Consider the following 16,586-nt stretch of genomic DNA (forward strand, 5'->3'; position numbering starts at 1 on the left):
GGAAACATAGCTGAGCATGGCCGTTTGACTCACCCTGTCATCGCTTCGCTCGACATCCCTCTTTCCGCCGCAGGCGCAAAGAGGGATGCAGAAAAAATAACCAAGGCAAAAAATATAAAGCGTGGCCGGAATGAGTATACGGCTCTCAACCGACATGTATGGCCCTTTAATTAAACAACATGGCCGCGTCCAGCTCCTTTTTAATAACCGTGCCTGGGGGCGTCATAAAAATCCTGAGCGGGGTTTGTCTTACGCGGTATGAGCCGGGTACTGGTACCGGGGCATTATAAATGTACTTTACTTTAATTTTATGAAATCCTTTTGCCAGCGGCAAAGCATTTTCATCTTCGGTTATCTTTTCTCCGTCAATAAACAATTGGGTATCAGTATAGGAAGCCTGGGTAAAATTATAAGCCCCATCTGCAGGAATATTAATATAGCCGTTAAATACTAAGCCAAAGTGAGGGTTATCTTTTTTAAATGATTCGGCGTTCAGTTTATCAGCTATTGCCGAATCGGGTGCGGTGGCATAATCCAGTTGATCGGGCACGGTGAATGTATTTTTTATGAGCTTGCAGCTTAAGCCCGACTTGTTCGCTTTATAATTTGCCGGGGGTATGAGCGCCCTGTTAACCATTAGGATACGGGTAGCTATGCTTCGGCGGCCGGTAGGGGTAATAACCCTTGTTTTAAATTCACGTTTTTCGTTTAACGGCACACGTATAGTAACCGGCGAGGCATATTCCCAGTCTGTATCCAGCGGATCGCGGCCGTTAAGTGTGTAGTATATCTTAGCACCGGGAACAACCGATTTTGGAGCAAATGTAAACTGTTCGCCAAAAACCATGGTGTCAATAACAGGCAGAGCCGTTGGCACCCGGTAATTATAGTGCATGGCCTCCAGCCTTGCAAAGTGTTTGGCCAGCCTCACTTCGGCAAAATTGGTATAGTCCTTATTTTCAGGCTTGCTCCAGGCCACTTCTGATAACGCGAACAAACGGGGTAATATCTGGTATTGCAATTTGGCTACGGTAGGCACATATTCCGTCCACAGATTGCCCTGCGTGCCAATTACGTACTGCTGCTCTTCGGGTGTAAGTTCCTTCGAAACCGGGTCATAATTATAGGTTTCGTCAAGCGCAGCGTACCTGCCAAATGATACGGGTTCTTGTGGCGAACCACTTTGGTAATGATCAAAATAATTGCCAGTGGTTTGCGGGGTCATGATCACGTTATGTTTCTGGCGTGCTGCAGCAATGCCACCTTCTTCGCCGGTCCAGCTCATTACGGTAGCGTTTGGTGCCAGTCCGCCCTCCAGTATCTCATCCCAGCCAATAATGCTGCGACCTTTGGAATTGAGGAATTGCTCTATCCGCTGTATAAAATAGCTTTGCAGCTCATGTTCATCTTTCAGGCCTTTTTCCTTTATTAAGGCCTGGCAAAATGCCGACTCCTTCCAGGGCTGTTTATTGGCTTCATCGCCGCCTATGTGAATATATTTGCTTGGAAAAAGCTCCATTACTTCTGTTAGCACATTCTCCAGGAAAGTAAATGTTTCTTCGGTTGGGCAATATATATTGTTGATCTCCCTGGCCGGTACTTTGCTATCAGCCGGCGGCTCGCACCTGAGTTCGGGGTAAGCCCTTAAAGCGGCCTCAGAATGGGCGGGCATTTCAATTTCGGGGATAACATTAATATAACGGGCTGCGGCAAATTTTACAACCTCGCGAATGTCGTCCTGGGTGTAATAACCACCGTAAGATACAGAATCGGGCCAGTCGCGGTTATTGCCAAACGTGGTTTGCATCCGGAAAGCGCCTACCTGCGTCAGTTTAGGGTACTTTTTGATCTCGATACGCCAGCCCTGTCCGTCAACCAAATGCCAGTGAAAATTGTTGAGCTTATAGGCGGCCATCAGTTCGATAACTTTTTTTACCTGTGACACTGTAAAAAAATGTCGCGAAACATCCAGCATCATACCACGATACCCAAATCTGGGCGCATCTTCAATTATCATGCAGGGAAGTTTTTCGGTGCCTGATGTTTCCACCGGGAACAATTGCATAAAGGTTTGAATACCATAAAATAAACCGGCACCTTTACCTGTAATGGTGATCCGGTGTGGGTTTATGATTATTTTATAACCCTCTTTGGGCAGTGTTGCCGAGCCTTTGCCGGTGAGCACCAGGGTAGTGCCTTTACTCGACTTTATTTTAGGATTGTATTTTGATAGCTTATTATTAAAATGCCTGTTGCCCAGCAAGAAATCTTTCAAAAACACAACATTCCGGTCTTTTATATTATCCGCTTTGATCTGGGTTAACTGGCTAAATACAAAAGTACCGCTTGTTTTAGTTATGGAAGCGGGGGCAGGGATGATACCGAAATGGGGATCGTCGGCAGGGATTTGGGCACCGGCCCGAAAAGTAACTATCAATAACAGACTTACAACGAACAACAGAGATTTTAATGACGAGATGTAGTTTTGATTCATGGGTAAGGTAAGAAGATGAATAAACCGGATTGCTGCTTGCTAAAATACTTTATAATAGTTTAACGTGTATGATAATGCTTTATGTAACAAATAATTGACAAAAAGAACCGAGCGTAGTGATGACCAGGTGAGCCTCCGGTGCAAAAAATTGAGCAAATGTTAATCTAAATTTAAAGTGCTTTTTAATGATGATAAAAAATATATCTGCTAACTTTATGGTAAGCAAACCACCAATTAAAACCATCAATTATGAACACACAGGAAGTAGCTGATAAATTAGTACAGCTTTGCCGCGAAGGTAAAAATCTGGAAGTCATCAATGAGCTTTATGCAGATAATATTGTAAGTCATGAGCCAAAAGGTTCGCACATGGAGTTAACAGAAGGTAAAGCTGCTGTATTGGATAAAAATAATCAATGGTATGCCATGGTTGAAGAAATACACAACGATTCCGTTTCTGATCCTCTTGTAAGCGGCGATTTTTTTGCTTGTGCCATGTATTTAGATGTAACCTATAAAGGAATGGGCAGAAGCGAAATGAATGAAATTGCCGTGTATGAGGTTAAAGACGGAAAAATTGTTTCTGAAAGTTTTCATTATAATGTGCCTACGGCATAAGGCAAACTGATGTTATAAGATAAACCACTATAAACTTAAGATCCCCGGGACGCCTGTTGCCGGGGCTTTTTGTTTTGTGTGGTTTTGTTGAAGATTTGGTTTTGTGCTCTTGTAAATCTTAACCATGTTTTTACAAAAGCCGGTTTCAGTTTATCAGTGGTTTTTAACATCTTTACAGCTGTATTAAGTATAATTTAAAGTATATATGCAATATTGGCTTGTAAAATCTGAACCCGTAAAATATAGCTGGGAAAAATTTAATAAAGATGGGCGTACCTTTTGGGACGGTGTGCGTAATTACCAGGCCCGCAACAATTTAAGGCTGATGAAAGAGGATGATCTGGTGCTGTTTTACCATAGTAATGATGGTAAGGCCGTGGTAGGTATTGCCAAGGTGGTAAAAGAGGCTTATCAGGATCCTACTACTACTGACCCCAACTGGGTTGTGGTTGATCTGTCGCCGGTTGAAACGCTCAAAAACCCGGTGACGTTAGAAACCATCAAAGCCGATGCCCAGCTAAAGGATGTAGGGCTGGTTAGACAGGGCCGCTTATCAGTAATGGGCTTAAAACGCGAAGAGTTTGACCGTATATTAGAATTAGGCAGTTAATGAAAAACACTCTCTTAACCTCCAACCTAAAGGTAAAAAGCCTGTCTTTATTTAAGACAGGCTTAATTGTATCTGTATGTTTTATTTCGGGCAGCGTAATGGCCCAGGATACTTTTAAAGGACTTGAAAATCTATTTAGCGTTCCTGAAAATTATGTAGTAAAGCATGTTGCAGCAGCACCGGTAATTGACGGTGATATTAATGATAATATATGGCAGCAGGCTAAGTGGACAAGCGATTTTGTTGATATTGAAGGCGACCTGAAGCCTAAGCCATCGTTGCAAACAAACATCAAAATGCTTTGGGACGATAGCTGCCTGTATGTGGCCGCCCGGTTGCATGATCCGCAGGTTTGGGCCCGGCTGAAAAACCATGACGACATCGTTTTCAGGGATAATGATTTTGAACTGTTTGTTGACCCCGCAAACACTATGCACAGTTATTATGAAATTGAGGTTAACGCCTTAAATACCATTTTTGATCTGTATTTAAACAAGCCCTATCGCAACGGGGGCATTGCGGTTCCCGGCTGGGATGCACGCGGCTTGCGTACTGCTGTTAACGTGCAAGGTACGTTGAATGATCCTAAGGATACGGACAAAGGTTGGACGGTTGAAATGGCCATCCCTTTTAAGGCTATTAATCCCGGTTTTTCGGCTGCCGCACCTCATCACGGAACCTTGTGGCGCATCAATTTTTCACGGGTGCAGTATGACACACAAATTCAAAACGGGCAAAATGTAAAATTAAAAGATGCCGTTTCGGGTCGCGACCAGCCCGAGCACAACTGGGTATGGTCGCCGCAGGGAGTTATCAATATGCACTACCCCGAACGCTGGGGCTACCTGCTTTTTAGCGATCATTCGGCAGATGACACCACATTTGAAATGCCATATACCGAATTGCAAAAAAAGTATTTATGGCTGGTATATTATCGCCAACAAAAGTGGTATGAGCAAAAGCATCAGTATGCGCAATCATTAAAAGAGTTAAATATTAAAAGTAGCTATAACATTTTAAAAAAAATTAATAACTTACAGCTCGAAGCCGGCAAACATCAGTTCATGGTTTTAATTAACGATGAGGAAAATAAGATAACCTATACCATAAATCAGGATGGGCTTGTTGAACCTCTAAACAACAATTTTTAAATGCCATGAATAAGCGCGAATTTTTAAAAGCCGGTTTATTAGCTACCGTTGCATCACAACTACCTGTAAAAAGCCAGGCATCGGCTGCGGTTACAAACAAAAAAAAGAAGGTGATGAAAAACTGGATCTGGATCAATCCTAATCAAAAGGATACCGACAATGATCTTAGAACAAATTATACCGCTTATAAAGAGGCTGGTATTACCGGGATATTTTTTGAGAACGATAGCGAAAGGCATTTTCGCGCCGCGAAAGCCCATGGCATAGAAGCACACCGCTGGATATGGACCTTTAACCGTGCCGAAATGGTTACCCAGCACCCCGAATGGTATAGTAAAAACCGTAACGGCGATTCATGTGCTGATAAACCACCTTACGTACAATATTACCGCTGGCTTTGCCCCTCACGCCCCGAGGTGGAGCAGTACCTGACCGATACGGTTGATAAGATATTGGCTAAAGATTATGTGGACGGCATTCACCTTGATTATGTGCGTTATTGTGATGTGGTGTTGCCCGTAAACCTTTGGGATAAGTACAAAATTGAACAAACCAAAGAACTGCCTGAGTATGATTATTGTTACTGCGAAGTATGCCAGGCCAAATTTAAAGAGCAATACGGTAAGGATGTAAAAGAGATCCAATACCCCGAAGCCAGTTTGTCATGGCGCCTTTTCAGGTATGGTAATATCATTCGTGTAGTAAACAGCATTTCGGCTGTGGCACATCAGCACAAAAAGCCTATTACGGCGGCTGTGTTCCCAACCCCTGAAGTGGCGCGCCGCAATGTGCGGCAAGACTGGACAAACTTTAAGCTCGACGGCGTATGCCCGATGATATATCATGGGTTTTACAAAGAAGGCGTAAACTGGATAGGTGATGCCGTTGCCGAAGGTATCCACTTTTTGGATGGAAAATTCCCGTTATATGCCGGTCTTTATCTTTCTGATTTTAATAACGATGATGAAATACGCACGGGTATTCAGCTGGCCTTGAGTAATGGCGCTTCTGGTATATCATTCTTTGGCAGGGTTACACCATCAGTTTTGGATATTTTAAAGCAACAAACTACCGCCATAAGAAGCTAACACTTTTGCCGCTTACGGAATTTAAAACTTCGTAAGCGGTAAAACTACCCTCTCAACTTATCCAGCAGATCGCTGAGCACGGCTGCTTCATCCTCAGTAAGGTTGCCTTTAAGTATATCCTTGGTTTTGAACTCATTATCCATTTTTGATAAAGTGTTCAGGCCCAGTTCGCTGATGCGGATATCCACTGCCCGCCTGTCTTTATTATTGGTACAGCGCGACACCAGCCCCTTTTGTATCAGGCGGTCAACAATGCGCGATGCATCAGACATTTTATCAACCATGCGTTCTTTTAACAGGTTGATAGTTGCAGGTTTGGGATACTGGCCCCGTAATATCCGCAGAATATTAAACTGCTGTTGCGTAATGTTATATTTATCAAAATAGCATTTGAAAAAGTTACTTAACCAGCCAGAAGTGTATGCAATGTTAATTGCCACTTTATGATAGTTGTCTTCAAAATTTGTACTTTGTATCTCGTCGTCTATCCGCATAATGTGTAACAATCAATAAGATGCAAATATGTTTATTTATTTTTAATTTGCGTCAAACCCATTACGTAAGCCCGTGACAATTAATTACAATGGACTGTTATTTTTTATTTGAAGTGTCCTGTTGGTTTGATGTGCCGGGCTTGCCATAATCCCATGGGCAGTGCAGACATTTATTCTTACAGCAGTAACCACGTTTTAAATGATATGCTTTTGTAAAAACAAAATTGCCGTCGTCATTTATATAATAATCAATGCCTTCTTGTAACATTTAGTTAAGCAATTTTACAAAAATATCATTATTAAAATGATTTTTTAAATGTTGGCCGTCGCCGTGCAGCGTCCATATTTGTTGGGGCCGCGTGCGGGTTACGGTTTCTAAAATATCGTCCCAGTCCACATGGTCAGATATAAACAGTGTGTCTTTTTGATTAACCTGCAGGTTTTTCCAGCCCGAGGCAAACAAACGCGTAACCCCGGTTGCCCTGATGTAGCTGTCAAACGTAAAAGGGGGTACAATATATACAAATTCATCCTGCGTTTTCATTAGTTTACGGCCATATAGCTGATGCGCGCCCAACGTAAAGCCCATTTTTTCATATATGGCATTAATGGGCATGATGCGGTGGTGCACCAGTATTTTTTTTTGTGGTGCATAAGTGCTTATCAGGTTAATAAGGCGCTGGCTTTTGCCCAGACCATAAGCCCCTAACAGGATATTGGTTTTTATAGTGTTTATTTTTTGTATTTCAGCAACCGGATCGGGATGTAAAATGGCGGGATCGGCAAAAGTACTTTCGGTGATTAGTACATCGGTGTTAACCCATTCAATGGGCTCACACGTAGCATCTGGCTGCAGTTTATAATCGCCGGTATACAGGTAACGCGTGCCTTCGTACTCCATTAATATTTGGGCCGAGCCCAGCATGTGGCCTGCCGGTATCAGTGTAATGGTTACCTTGCCAATGTTAAATGGCTGGTTATAGTTAACTACGTTAAAAACCTTTGCGGCCGTGCGGTCATAACGCAGCTGCATAATGGTTGCCGTAGCCCTGGTGCAGTATACCTCATGATTACCGCTTACCGCATGATCGGCATGGGCGTGCGAGATCACGGCCGTTTTTGCGGGCAGCTTGGGGTCAAGATAAAAATCGCCGTATTTGCAATACAGGCCCTTATCATTGATCAGAACAAAATCATCAAGTATCATTAGTTTTTGGCGAGCGATAAATATTGTTGGTGCAATGCCAGCACCTGCGGAATTACAAGCTGGCGGTCATCATTGACGATGATATCATCAGCCATTTGCTTTTTCCTGTCTTCGGAAAACTGCCTGGCTTCACGATTTTCAACTTCTGCCCGTGAAACAGAGTCGCGCTGCATTACACGGGCTATACGGTTCTCTAATGGCGCGCAAACCAGTAAACTGCGGTCGCATAATTTGTAGGAACTGCTTTCAAAAAGCAGGGCGGCTTCCTTTATAACGTAAGGTACGTCTTTGATATTCTGTACCCAGTTATCAAAAGCCCTGAAAACCGCGGGGTGTACAAGGGAGTTAAGCTTTTGCAGGTCAACCTCATTATTAAAAACTATCCCTGCTATATGTTTACGGTTAAGCGTGCCATCGTTAAAGTATGATTGCGCGCCAAAGGTCCGTTTAATGGAGTCAATCAGCACCTCATCAGTAACCATCACACGTTTTGCTTCGTCATCGGCATAAAAAACCGGTATACCTAAAAGCTCAAATATCTGGGCTACTGTAGTTTTGCCACTACCTATATTACCTGTTAATCCTATTTTGAGCATTATTTTTTTATGATAAAATCAATGTTCGGCGGGCTTACCTTTACAATTTTACAGAAGGGTGGGAACCGGGTAAGCTTCACGGGCAACGACTTATAACCATGATCGCGCCAAAGATCAAGATCGGCTGTGGCTTCAAACAGGTCCTCTGTCATATCCGGGTACCGACTCAATGATGTAGTAAAAGTAACCTTAACCTTTTGCGGAAATACCTTAATGTTATCGTAATTGTGATTGTTTATCAGTTTAACCGGTACTTCCAAAGTTTTTTCGGTAAACTCATCAACAGGGATAATTACCTGCACTGTTTTAGGATATACATTTAAATTGCCTTCTTTTACCGGCTGCAAATTTATCCTCGTATTTACCGTTTCGGTAACGTTGGTGCCGTTTAACGAATCGGTTTTCCATAGCTTTATTTGCTTTAACCGCTCGGTAGGGCCGCTTACGGTTACATAAGCCGGTTTAATTATCACATTACCCGAAACGGCAAATTGTTTCCTGTATTTGATGCCCAGCATAAGATGCACGGGTACCTTTTTTACCAGCCGGTTCGAAAAATCAAAATATAGCGTGTCTGGATCAATGGAAATAATGGGCTGAGTAATTTCCTTTTTAATATTTATTTGCTTCAGCTGTGAGCTCATCACTACAAAATTGCGGTTTTCAAGTGACGACAAATCGATAGTTATGGGCTTGCTTTCCCTGTTCATGCTTGAAAACAACATTTGCCAGCCCGTGCCCTGCACGGTAGCCTTAACAGTATCAGGCTGCAAAGAATGAAATGCACGTTTTTGTGGGGCGTTTTTATAAGTTAACACCTCCTGTACCGTGTAATTGTAAACATTTGACAGTGTAGTAAATATCCAGGCTAAAACAGCCAGCACCAGGCATGTAAAAAATGCTGATAAGCGCCTTCGTTCTGTTGCTGATAATTTTACTATAGCCATTTCTTTGGATAAATGATGAAAAGACAAAGGACCCCTTTAAAGGATAAAGGCGAAAGGATAAAGGTAAAAATACCAGTCACCTTTCGCCCTTTTTATCTTTAGTTATAAAAATAAAGAACTTTTAGTCCTTTATCCATTGTCTTTTTGTCTCTTGTCAATAAAATTAGCTTTTGGCGACAGCAGGAGGGGTATTCAATGCTTTTGAGGCATCTAAAGATATTGCTGATTTATCAAAACGGATTTTACCGTTATCAACCTCAACTAAAAAAGTGGTTTCGTTAAGGTCAATGATTTTACCATGTATACCTGCTGTAGTTACTACCCTGTCGCCCTTTTTTAATTCTTCTACGTATTTCTTTTGATCTTTTTGCTTTTTAACCTGCGGACGGATCATGAAAAAATAAAATACCGCGATAATTAATACCATAGGGATTAACATACCGAAGCCGTTTGAGCCGCCTGCCGCTGCTTGTAATAAAATAGTTGCTATCATTTTAAATTAATTATTATTTAGTTAATACTTCGCCAATTAAATGCACCATGTTTTGGGCAGGTACGGTATTGGCGGTAATGGTTATTTGCTTGTCCTGCAGGCCAGATTTGCCGGCACTATTAAATACAACCTTGATCAGGCCGTTTTCGCCAGGTTTAACCGGGGCTTTAGGCCACTCAGGTGTAGTGCATCCGCAGCTTGCAACCGCATCAGTAATGATCAGCGGCGATTTGCCGTTGTTAGTGAATTTAAAATCGTAACTAACTTTGTCGCCCTGTTTAATTTTGCCAAAATCATGGCTTTCTTTTTCAAACTTCATGATGGGCGCATTAGCGGCTGTGGTTGCAGCCGGTTTGCCCGCTGTACTATCGGCAGAGCCATCCACGGTTGTATTGCCCGGTGTTTGGTTACAGGCCGATAATAACATACCGGCAGTTACTAAGCTTAAAAACAATTTTTTCATTGGTATAATAATATTATTCTATTAATCCCCTGCCTATTTTTTTAACCTTGTTCTCTGCTTTAAGGTCAATCAAAATCTTGTCTAAGATACCGTTTATAAATGAATTACTTTTAGGAGTACTAAACTCTTTGGATATCTCCAGATATTCGTTAATGGTTACTTTAACAGGTATTGATGTAAAGTTAATAAACTCGGTAATGGCCATTTTCATGAGCAGGGTATCCATCATAGCAATACGCTCAGGCTCCCAGTTTTGCGTTTTACCGGCTATGAGCTCCTGGTAAGGCGTATCAAACCTGATGCTTTTTTGAAACAGGTCGATCACAAATTCACGGTCTTCGGTCCAGTTGCCGGTAATTTCGGCCAGGCGGTTAAGTTTGGCATCATCATAAGCAAAATTCTTGAATGTTTTAGCTATCAGGGCCTGCAGTACATCGCGGTCAACCGGCCAAAAAATAAATTTGTCCTCAAAAACCTGCTCGGCCAGTGATGATTTTAAAATTACTTTTTTGAAAATGAATTTGATAATGTCTTTATCCGTTTGTATAGTATCGCCTGTTTTTGCCAGGTATTCGGCATATTCTGGCGCATTTTTAAGGATGGTGAACAGCGATTTGGTGAGCTCGGGCTCAAAGTGCCACTCTACTTTATATTTTTTTAACGCAATTAAGTAGTCGCGGTTATCATTCAGGGTGACGATGAACCTGTTGGTTAATATTTTAAGATTGGCGTTAAGGTCATCGGCAGTGGGCAGGTGCTTATTGGCCCTTTCTTCGGCATCATTGGCCGCATAGTTAGCTACTTCCGAAATTAGTGATAGCATCCAGATATACATTTCATATACCTGATCAATGCCATGCAGCATATTTTTTTCGTGTAACCTGATGTCTTTAGTATCTGATTGATGGTATGCGTATAACGCCTGCAATACCTTTACCCTTAGGTGCCTTCTGTTTAACATGTGTAAGAACGATTTGATCCGCCTGCCTGGCGAACGGTTAAGTTAATATTATTAATAGGATGATTTTACTTTTTTAATATCTGCTATTCTTTTCTCCGCAATTTTGTTGGCGGCATTAATAGTAGAAATGTTTTCTGATTTAGAAAGTTTTAAAATATTGCGGGTTACTTCATAAATATTTTCAGTAAGCTGCATGGTGCGTTTTTTGCTGAAGTTCATCAGCTCCGAATAGCAATTAATGATGCCCCCGGCATTGATCACATAATCGGGCGCAAACAGTATTCCCTTATCTAATAGCATGGTGCCATGTTCGGCTTCATCAAGCAACTGGTTATTGGCTGATCCGGCTATAATGCTGCATTTTAGTTTGTTAATGGTTTGCGTGTTGATAGTGCCGCCCAGCGCGCAAGGCGCATAAATATCAGCGTCAATATCAAAAATGCTGTTATTTGATACAGCTTCCGCGCCATATTTTTTAGCCACCTGGCCAATGCGCTCTTCCTGAATATCGCTGACATAAACTTTAACGTTCTCATCGCGAAGCAAACGTACCAGGTGTTCGCCAACGTGGCCTATGCCTTGCACTATTACTGATTTTCCAGTGAGGTTATCGCTGCCAAATTGTTCTTTTACACAGGCCTTAATCCCCATAAAAACACCCTGCGCGGCCACGGGCGACGGATCGCCGCTGCCGCCCAAACTTTCTGGTATACCGGTAACATGCTCGGTTTCCATGCGTATATATTCCATATCGCGCGGACTGGTGCCTACGTCTTCTGATGTGATGAACTCGCCATTCAGGTTTTTAATAAAACGTCCGAATTTACGCATCATGGCCTCGGTTTTATCCCTGCGCGAATCGCCTATAACTACTGAGTATCCGCCGCCCATATTAAGGCCCGCGATAGCGCATTTATAGGTCATGCTTTTCGAAAGACGCAATACGTCATTTAAAGCGTCGGCTTCCGATTTGTAATTCCACATGCGTGTACTTCCAAAAGCCGGTCCTAAAGTAGTATCATGAATGGCTATAATGGCTTTTAAATCCGTATCAGGATCACTGCAAAATACAACTTTTTTATGCCCAAAGGCGTCGAGCTGGCTAAATATGGATTCTGATGGTTGAACAGGCATTAGTACGGTAGTAAATGTTTTAAGGCCTGACAAAAGTATAGGTTTTTTTTATTCTGACAAAGTTTATTAAGTTGTATGCAGCGAGTTGATGATTTTAGGGTTAATTTAATGTGACGATCAATGGCCTTAAACCACGCTGGAGTTTTCATATGAGGGTTACAAACTTTTATTGAACGGTGTTGATAATACTTCATCATATCACTATTTTCTTACATCAATACGACTTTCAAACGCAACCACTCTGCCAACTTTTTAATACTTTTGATTTATCGGACCCCGGTTCTTCTGCTTTCCGGACTGCACCGCACATATATGAAAGACCTTGCTTACCTAAATAAATTTTTTTACAAATACCGCTGGCGATTAATACCCGGCGTTTTGTTTGTAATTATATCGAATATTTTTGGTGTGCTGCCCGCACAGGTGGTAAGGGTAGCCTTTGACCTGGTTACCGAAAACATAGGGGCTTATCAACTTTTTGCCGGCTTTAACAGGCAAGGCATGATTTATGATATTTTTGGCAGCAGCCTTATGCTGTTTGGCGCATTGGTATTAATACTGGCCTTGCTGCGTGGTTTGTTCCTGTTTTTTATGCGGCAAACCATCATCCTCATGTCGAGGCATATTGAATATGATCTGAAAAACGAGATCTACCACCATTACCAGGAGCTGTCGCTCGCGTTTTACCGCCGCCATAATACCGGCGATCTGATGAACCGCGTTACCGAGGATGTAAGCCGTGTGCGTATGTACCTGGGGCCGGGTATTATGTATACCATCAATACGGTAGTGTTATTTGTATTGGTAATATACGCTATGCTTACCGTAAACTTGAGGCTGGCTATACTATCGGTATTGCCGCTGCCTGTACTGGCAGGCATTATTTATTATGTAAATAACGTGATCAATTTCCGCAGCGAGCAGATACAGGAACGTTTATCAACGCTGTCGAGCTTTGTGCAGGAAAACTTTTCGGGTATCAGGGTCATCAAGTCATATGTAAGAGAAGGCTTTGTCCGCAAAAGTTTTGCTGCCGAAAGCGAAAATTATAAAACACACTCTATGGCCCTGGTTAAGGTGCAGGCCATGTTTTATCCCATAATGCTGCTGCTGGTAGGCTTAAGTAATGTGATCACCATGTATATTGGCGGGGTAGAGGTAATGAAGGGCAACATAACTTCGGGCAATATTGCCGAGTTTATTGTGTACCTCAACATGCTGTCATTCCCGGTTATATCATTGGGATGGGTAACTTCACTGATACAGCGGGCGGCGGCTTCGCAAAAGCGCATCAATGAATTTTTGCATGAAAGGTCAGATATCGTATCACCCGACGGTCCTGCACATACCATTAAGGGCGCTATCGAATTTAATAAGGTGTCATTTACTTATCCGGACACGGGCATACAAGCGTTGAAAGAGGTATCATTCACGGTTGAACCTGGTCAGATGGTTGCTATTATAGGTCGTACAGGTTCGGGCAAATCAACTATAGCCAATTTGGTTATGCGTATGTACGATACCACGGGCGGTCAAATATCTATTGATCAGATACCCGTAAGGCAGCTTAAGCTGGAAGCGTATCGTTCGCAAATAGGCTTTGTACCGCAGGAGGTTTTTCTGTTTTCAGATACCATTGCCAATAATATTGCCTTTAGTGCCGATGTGCTGGATATGCCGGTTGTGGAACAAGCCGCAAAGGATGCCGCGGTTTACAACAATATCATGGAACTGGAGAGCGGGTTTGAAACACTGATAGGCGAGCGGGGGGTAACGCTATCAGGCGGGCAAAAGCAGCGTGTATCCATAGCACGCGCTATTTTTAAACATCCGCAGATATTGATCTTTGACGATTGCCTGTCGGCAGTTGATACCCGTACCGAAGAAGAAATACTAAATAACCTGGGGCGCGTAATGCAAAATAAAACCAGTATAATTATTGCTCACCGTATATCAACCATAAAAAATGCTGATAAGATATTGGTCATGGACAACGGCGAAATTGTTGAGCATGGCAACCACGAATATTTGATGCAGCTTAAGGGTACCTATTTTGAGTTATACGAAAAACAATTGCTTGAAGAGGAGCAAGACGCCTGATTTTCTCATTTTAACACAAAAAAATGACAAAAAAGGTTCAAAATGGTCAATAAAATTCAATAAAATACTTGCACTTTCAAATTTTGATTTATATTTATGCCAACCAAAACTAATTACAGGTATATTCATTATGGGAGATTTTGACAATAGAGAGCGTGAAGAGGTTTTTTCAAAGAAGGTGAGGGCCGGGAAGAGGACTTATTTTTTTGACGTAAAGGCAACCCGTTCAAACGATTATTATGTTACAATAACTGAAAGTAAAAAACGTTTGGAAGACGGTGTTTTTATTAAACACAAAATATTTTTGTACAAAGAAGACTTTGAAAAATTTGCTGAAGGTTTAAAAGAAACCGTTGATTATATAAAAGCAAACCAGGAAGTTGTTGAAAAACGCTATGAGTACAGCGAAAACTCAGAAATTGCCAAAGCATCTGCCGACGAAGATTTTTCGTTCGAGATATAAACAGAACAAACTAAACTAATACCATAAAGAAAGCCCGCACATGTGCGGGCTTTCTTGTTTATGAATGATGTTAAGTATCTTCTATATATGTGTAGAGGATGTATAGAGAAAACTGGTACTGAGCTGGCAAAAAAGTCTTTTGTTTCACTCAGGACAACAAAAGTTTAGGTATATATTCAATTACAGCAGCACTCCCCGCATTAATATTACGGCAATGGTAAAGTAAATGATAAGCCCGGTAACATCCACCAGGGTAGCCACAAATGGCGCCGATGATGTAGCGGGGTCGGCACCAAGCCTTTTAAGGATCAGGGGTAGCATGGAACCGGCCAATGATCCCCATAATACTACTCCAACAAGGGCGCAGCCTACCGTTAAACCTACCAGTATCCAGTGCGGCCCGTAAATAGGCGAAAACAAAGTCCAGATGTAAATACGCATAAAGCCTATTAAACCCAGTGTTAAGCCAAGCATTAAACCCGATATGAGTTCGCGGCGCATAACCCGCCACCAATCGGTAACGGTAACCTCGCCCAGGGCCATGGCTTGTATAATTAACGTTGAGGCCTGCGAACCACTGTTGCCACCGCTTGATATGATGAGCGGAATAAATAAGGCCAGTACAACCGCCTTTTCAATGGCTTTTTCAAAAAAGCCCATAGCGGTAGCGGTAAGCATTTCGCCTAAAAACAGGATGATTAGCCAGCCTACACGTTTTTTTACCAGCCTGAACAGGTTAATATCCAGGTAAGGTTCTTCCAATGCTTCGGTACCACCAATTTTTTGAATATCCTCGGTGTACTCTTCGTTGGCTATCCATAAAATATCGTCAACAGTTACAATGCCCAGCAATATATTCTCATTATCAACCACGGGCAGGGCCACACGGTTATTCATCCTGAAAACGTTGATGGCTTCTTCCTGCGGATCGCTTGCGCTCAAGGCTATCAAACGTCCATCCATCAGGTCGCTCACCTTTGTTTCGGGCTTCACCAACAATATCTCACGGATCCTGATGTCATCCAGCAATACCCCGTTCTCGTCAATCACATATATAACATCAATGGTTTCGGAGTTTTTACCATAACGCCGTATGTGAGATAATACCCGTGTTACGTCCCAGGTTCTTTTAACGGCAATGTAATCAGGCGTCATTAAACGGCCCACGCTATCTTCTTCGTAACCAAGTAATGACAAGGCTTCCTTGCGGTCGTCGGGCGAGAGGTGCAGGATCAGTTTTTGAACGGCATCACCATGCAGTTCACTAAATAGGGCGGTGCGGTCATCAGGGGGGAGCTCATTGATGAGATCGGCCACTTTTTGGCCTGATAGTTTTTTGATAATGCGCTCCTGGGTAGGCGAATCAAGTATGCGGAAAACATTAACAGCACGGTTTAATGAGAGTGTTTCAATAAACCTGGGGCCATATTCAGGAAGTTCGCCAATCAGCTCTTCAACATCTGATATATTGAGGTTGTTCAAATATTCTTGTAATTGTTTATCATCTTCTTGTTCCAGCAACAATTCTATTTGGTCAACCACTTCTTTCATAAAGATCCCCCGTTGTTTTTACATCTTATTATTAATCTGCTTTGCCCTGTTTTGACGAGGGCAAAAGTCGTTTATTTTTTCAAATTATAAGGCAAAATTTTCTGTTATCTTTGCGCTTTTTAAAGTGAGTGGTATATAAGGTTAAATGGTTAATTAAGTTGTTGGGAAAATAAAGCTTAATAAATCTGTAACCACTCACATAATCAACTTAATAAC

At 42.2% G+C, this 16,586-nt stretch carries 17 protein-coding genes; 6 read left to right on the top strand and 11 right to left on the bottom strand.

Translation table 11 applies throughout. From position 1 onward, the window contains the following. Positions 1–166: 166 nt before the first annotated feature. The gene (locus J2W55_RS03880) at positions 167–2,494 is read right to left on the bottom strand and encodes a family 20 glycosylhydrolase (RefSeq protein ID WP_310092182.1); all 2,328 of its coding nucleotides are present in this window, start codon (positions 2,492–2,494) and stop codon (positions 167–169) included. 249 nt (positions 2,495–2,743) lie between these two features. Here J2W55_RS03880 and J2W55_RS03885 point away from each other — a divergent pair, with 249 nt between their 5' ends. From J2W55_RS03885 to J2W55_RS03900, 4 genes are all read left to right on the top strand, one after another. Next, positions 2,744–3,112 carry a SnoaL-like domain-containing protein gene (locus tag J2W55_RS03885; protein WP_310092184.1) on the top strand — a complete coding sequence of 123 codons (369 nt, stop codon included), beginning with the start codon at positions 2,744–2,746 and terminating at the stop codon, positions 3,110–3,112. A gap of 205 nt (positions 3,113–3,317) precedes the next feature. Next, complete coding sequence (locus J2W55_RS03890) at positions 3,318–3,722, top strand: EVE domain-containing protein (protein WP_310092186.1); 405 nt, start codon at positions 3,318–3,320, stop codon at positions 3,720–3,722. Continuing rightward, a complete protein-coding gene (locus J2W55_RS03895) occupies positions 3,722–4,873 on the top strand; it encodes a carbohydrate-binding family 9-like protein (RefSeq protein ID WP_310092188.1) in 1,152 nt (383 codons plus the stop codon). Before J2W55_RS03890 ends, J2W55_RS03895 begins: the two co-directional genes overlap by 1 nt. 5 nt (positions 4,874–4,878) lie before the next feature. Then, positions 4,879–5,961, top strand: coding sequence for a family 10 glycosylhydrolase (locus J2W55_RS03900; RefSeq protein ID WP_310092190.1), 1,083 nt, complete (start codon positions 4,879–4,881; stop codon positions 5,959–5,961). Positions 5,962–6,005: 44 nt separating this feature from the next. On the opposite strand, the gene J2W55_RS03905 is transcribed toward J2W55_RS03900, so the two are convergent. From J2W55_RS03905 to J2W55_RS03945, 9 genes are all read right to left on the bottom strand, one after another. After that, entirely contained in the window at positions 6,006–6,455 is a 450-nt protein-coding gene (locus tag J2W55_RS03905; protein ID WP_310092192.1) for a MarR family winged helix-turn-helix transcriptional regulator, read from the bottom strand. 97 nt (positions 6,456–6,552) lie between these two features. After that, positions 6,553–6,723: a C1orf53 family protein gene (locus J2W55_RS03910; RefSeq protein WP_310092195.1), complete on the bottom strand. Its 171-nt coding sequence runs from the start codon at positions 6,721–6,723 to the stop codon at positions 6,553–6,555. Further along, positions 6,724–7,662, bottom strand: coding sequence for an MBL fold metallo-hydrolase (locus tag J2W55_RS03915; protein WP_310092197.1), 939 nt, complete (start codon positions 7,660–7,662; stop codon positions 6,724–6,726). It abuts the gene before it with no gap. Next, a complete protein-coding gene (gene coaE / locus J2W55_RS03920) occupies positions 7,662–8,258 on the bottom strand; it encodes a dephospho-CoA kinase (RefSeq protein WP_310092199.1) in 597 nt (198 codons plus the stop codon). The genes J2W55_RS03915 and coaE overlap by 1 nt, the downstream gene beginning before the upstream one ends. Then, a complete protein-coding gene (locus J2W55_RS03925) occupies positions 8,258–9,205 on the bottom strand; it encodes a CdaR family protein (RefSeq protein ID WP_310092202.1) in 948 nt (315 codons plus the stop codon). The genes coaE and J2W55_RS03925 overlap by 1 nt, the downstream gene beginning before the upstream one ends. Positions 9,206–9,368: 163 nt before the next feature. Next, on the bottom strand, positions 9,369–9,698 hold the full coding sequence (gene yajC, locus J2W55_RS03930; RefSeq protein ID WP_310092204.1) for a preprotein translocase subunit YajC: 330 nt from the start codon (positions 9,696–9,698) through the stop codon (positions 9,369–9,371). A 13-nt stretch (positions 9,699–9,711) separates the two neighbouring features. Beyond that, positions 9,712–10,161, bottom strand: coding sequence for a DUF1573 domain-containing protein (locus tag J2W55_RS03935; RefSeq protein WP_310092207.1), 450 nt, complete (start codon positions 10,159–10,161; stop codon positions 9,712–9,714). 13 nt (positions 10,162–10,174) lie between these two features. Next, positions 10,175–11,122: a transcription antitermination protein NusB gene (locus tag J2W55_RS03940; protein ID WP_310092209.1), complete on the bottom strand. Its 948-nt coding sequence runs from the start codon at positions 11,120–11,122 to the stop codon at positions 10,175–10,177. Between the two features lie 51 nt (positions 11,123–11,173). Next, on the bottom strand, positions 11,174–12,256 hold the full coding sequence (locus tag J2W55_RS03945; RefSeq protein WP_310092211.1) for a Glu/Leu/Phe/Val family dehydrogenase: 1,083 nt from the start codon (positions 12,254–12,256) through the stop codon (positions 11,174–11,176). Between the two features lie 312 nt (positions 12,257–12,568). Between J2W55_RS03945 and J2W55_RS03950 the strand changes: the two genes are divergently transcribed. Then, the gene (locus tag J2W55_RS03950) at positions 12,569–14,356 is read left to right on the top strand and encodes an ABC transporter ATP-binding protein (protein WP_310092213.1); all 1,788 of its coding nucleotides are present in this window, start codon (positions 12,569–12,571) and stop codon (positions 14,354–14,356) included. 130 nt (positions 14,357–14,486) lie between these two features. Further along, a complete protein-coding gene (locus J2W55_RS03955; RefSeq protein ID WP_183567444.1) occupies positions 14,487–14,819 on the top strand; it encodes a DUF3276 family protein in 333 nt (110 codons plus the stop codon). Positions 14,820–14,999: 180 nt separating this feature from the next. Here J2W55_RS03955 and mgtE read toward each other — a convergent pair whose 3' ends face one another. After that, on the bottom strand, positions 15,000–16,370 hold the full coding sequence (gene mgtE, locus J2W55_RS03960) for a magnesium transporter (RefSeq protein WP_310092215.1): 1,371 nt from the start codon (positions 16,368–16,370) through the stop codon (positions 15,000–15,002). Between the last annotated feature and the right edge of the window lie 216 nt (positions 16,371–16,586).

The sequence above is a fragment of the Mucilaginibacter pocheonensis genome (assembly GCF_031456535.1).
Classification (GTDB): Bacteria; Bacteroidota; Bacteroidia; order Sphingobacteriales; family Sphingobacteriaceae; genus Mucilaginibacter; species Mucilaginibacter pocheonensis.

Excerpts from the sequence above, each read along its gene's own strand:
- J2W55_RS03880 (WP_310092182.1), bottom strand. The coding sequence starts at position 2,494 with ATGAATCAAAACTACATCTCGTCATTAAAATCTCTGTTGTTCGTTGTA.
- J2W55_RS03885 (WP_310092184.1), top strand. The coding sequence starts at position 2,744 with ATGAACACACAGGAAGTAGCTGATAAATTAGTACAGCTTTGCCGCGAA.
- J2W55_RS03890 (WP_310092186.1), top strand. The coding sequence starts at position 3,318 with ATGCAATATTGGCTTGTAAAATCTGAACCCGTAAAATATAGCTGGGAA.
- J2W55_RS03895 (WP_310092188.1), top strand. The coding sequence starts at position 3,722 with ATGAAAAACACTCTCTTAACCTCCAACCTAAAGGTAAAAAGCCTGTCT.
- J2W55_RS03900 (WP_310092190.1), top strand. The coding sequence starts at position 4,879 with ATGAATAAGCGCGAATTTTTAAAAGCCGGTTTATTAGCTACCGTTGCA.
- J2W55_RS03905 (WP_310092192.1), bottom strand. The coding sequence starts at position 6,455 with ATGCGGATAGACGACGAGATACAAAGTACAAATTTTGAAGACAACTAT.
- J2W55_RS03910 (WP_310092195.1), bottom strand. The coding sequence starts at position 6,723 with ATGTTACAAGAAGGCATTGATTATTATATAAATGACGACGGCAATTTT.
- J2W55_RS03915 (WP_310092197.1), bottom strand. The coding sequence starts at position 7,662 with ATGATACTTGATGATTTTGTTCTGATCAATGATAAGGGCCTGTATTGC.
- coaE (WP_310092199.1), bottom strand. The coding sequence starts at position 8,258 with ATGCTCAAAATAGGATTAACAGGTAATATAGGTAGTGGCAAAACTACA.
- J2W55_RS03925 (WP_310092202.1), bottom strand. The coding sequence starts at position 9,205 with ATGGCTATAGTAAAATTATCAGCAACAGAACGAAGGCGCTTATCAGCA.
- yajC (WP_310092204.1), bottom strand. The coding sequence starts at position 9,698 with ATGATAGCAACTATTTTATTACAAGCAGCGGCAGGCGGCTCAAACGGC.
- J2W55_RS03935 (WP_310092207.1), bottom strand. The coding sequence starts at position 10,161 with ATGAAAAAATTGTTTTTAAGCTTAGTAACTGCCGGTATGTTATTATCG.
- J2W55_RS03940 (WP_310092209.1), bottom strand. The coding sequence starts at position 11,122 with ATGTTAAACAGAAGGCACCTAAGGGTAAAGGTATTGCAGGCGTTATAC.
- J2W55_RS03945 (WP_310092211.1), bottom strand. The coding sequence starts at position 12,256 with ATGCCTGTTCAACCATCAGAATCCATATTTAGCCAGCTCGACGCCTTT.
- J2W55_RS03950 (WP_310092213.1), top strand. The coding sequence starts at position 12,569 with ATGAAAGACCTTGCTTACCTAAATAAATTTTTTTACAAATACCGCTGG.
- J2W55_RS03955 (WP_183567444.1), top strand. The coding sequence starts at position 14,487 with ATGGGAGATTTTGACAATAGAGAGCGTGAAGAGGTTTTTTCAAAGAAG.
- mgtE (WP_310092215.1), bottom strand. The coding sequence starts at position 16,370 with ATGAAAGAAGTGGTTGACCAAATAGAATTGTTGCTGGAACAAGAAGAT.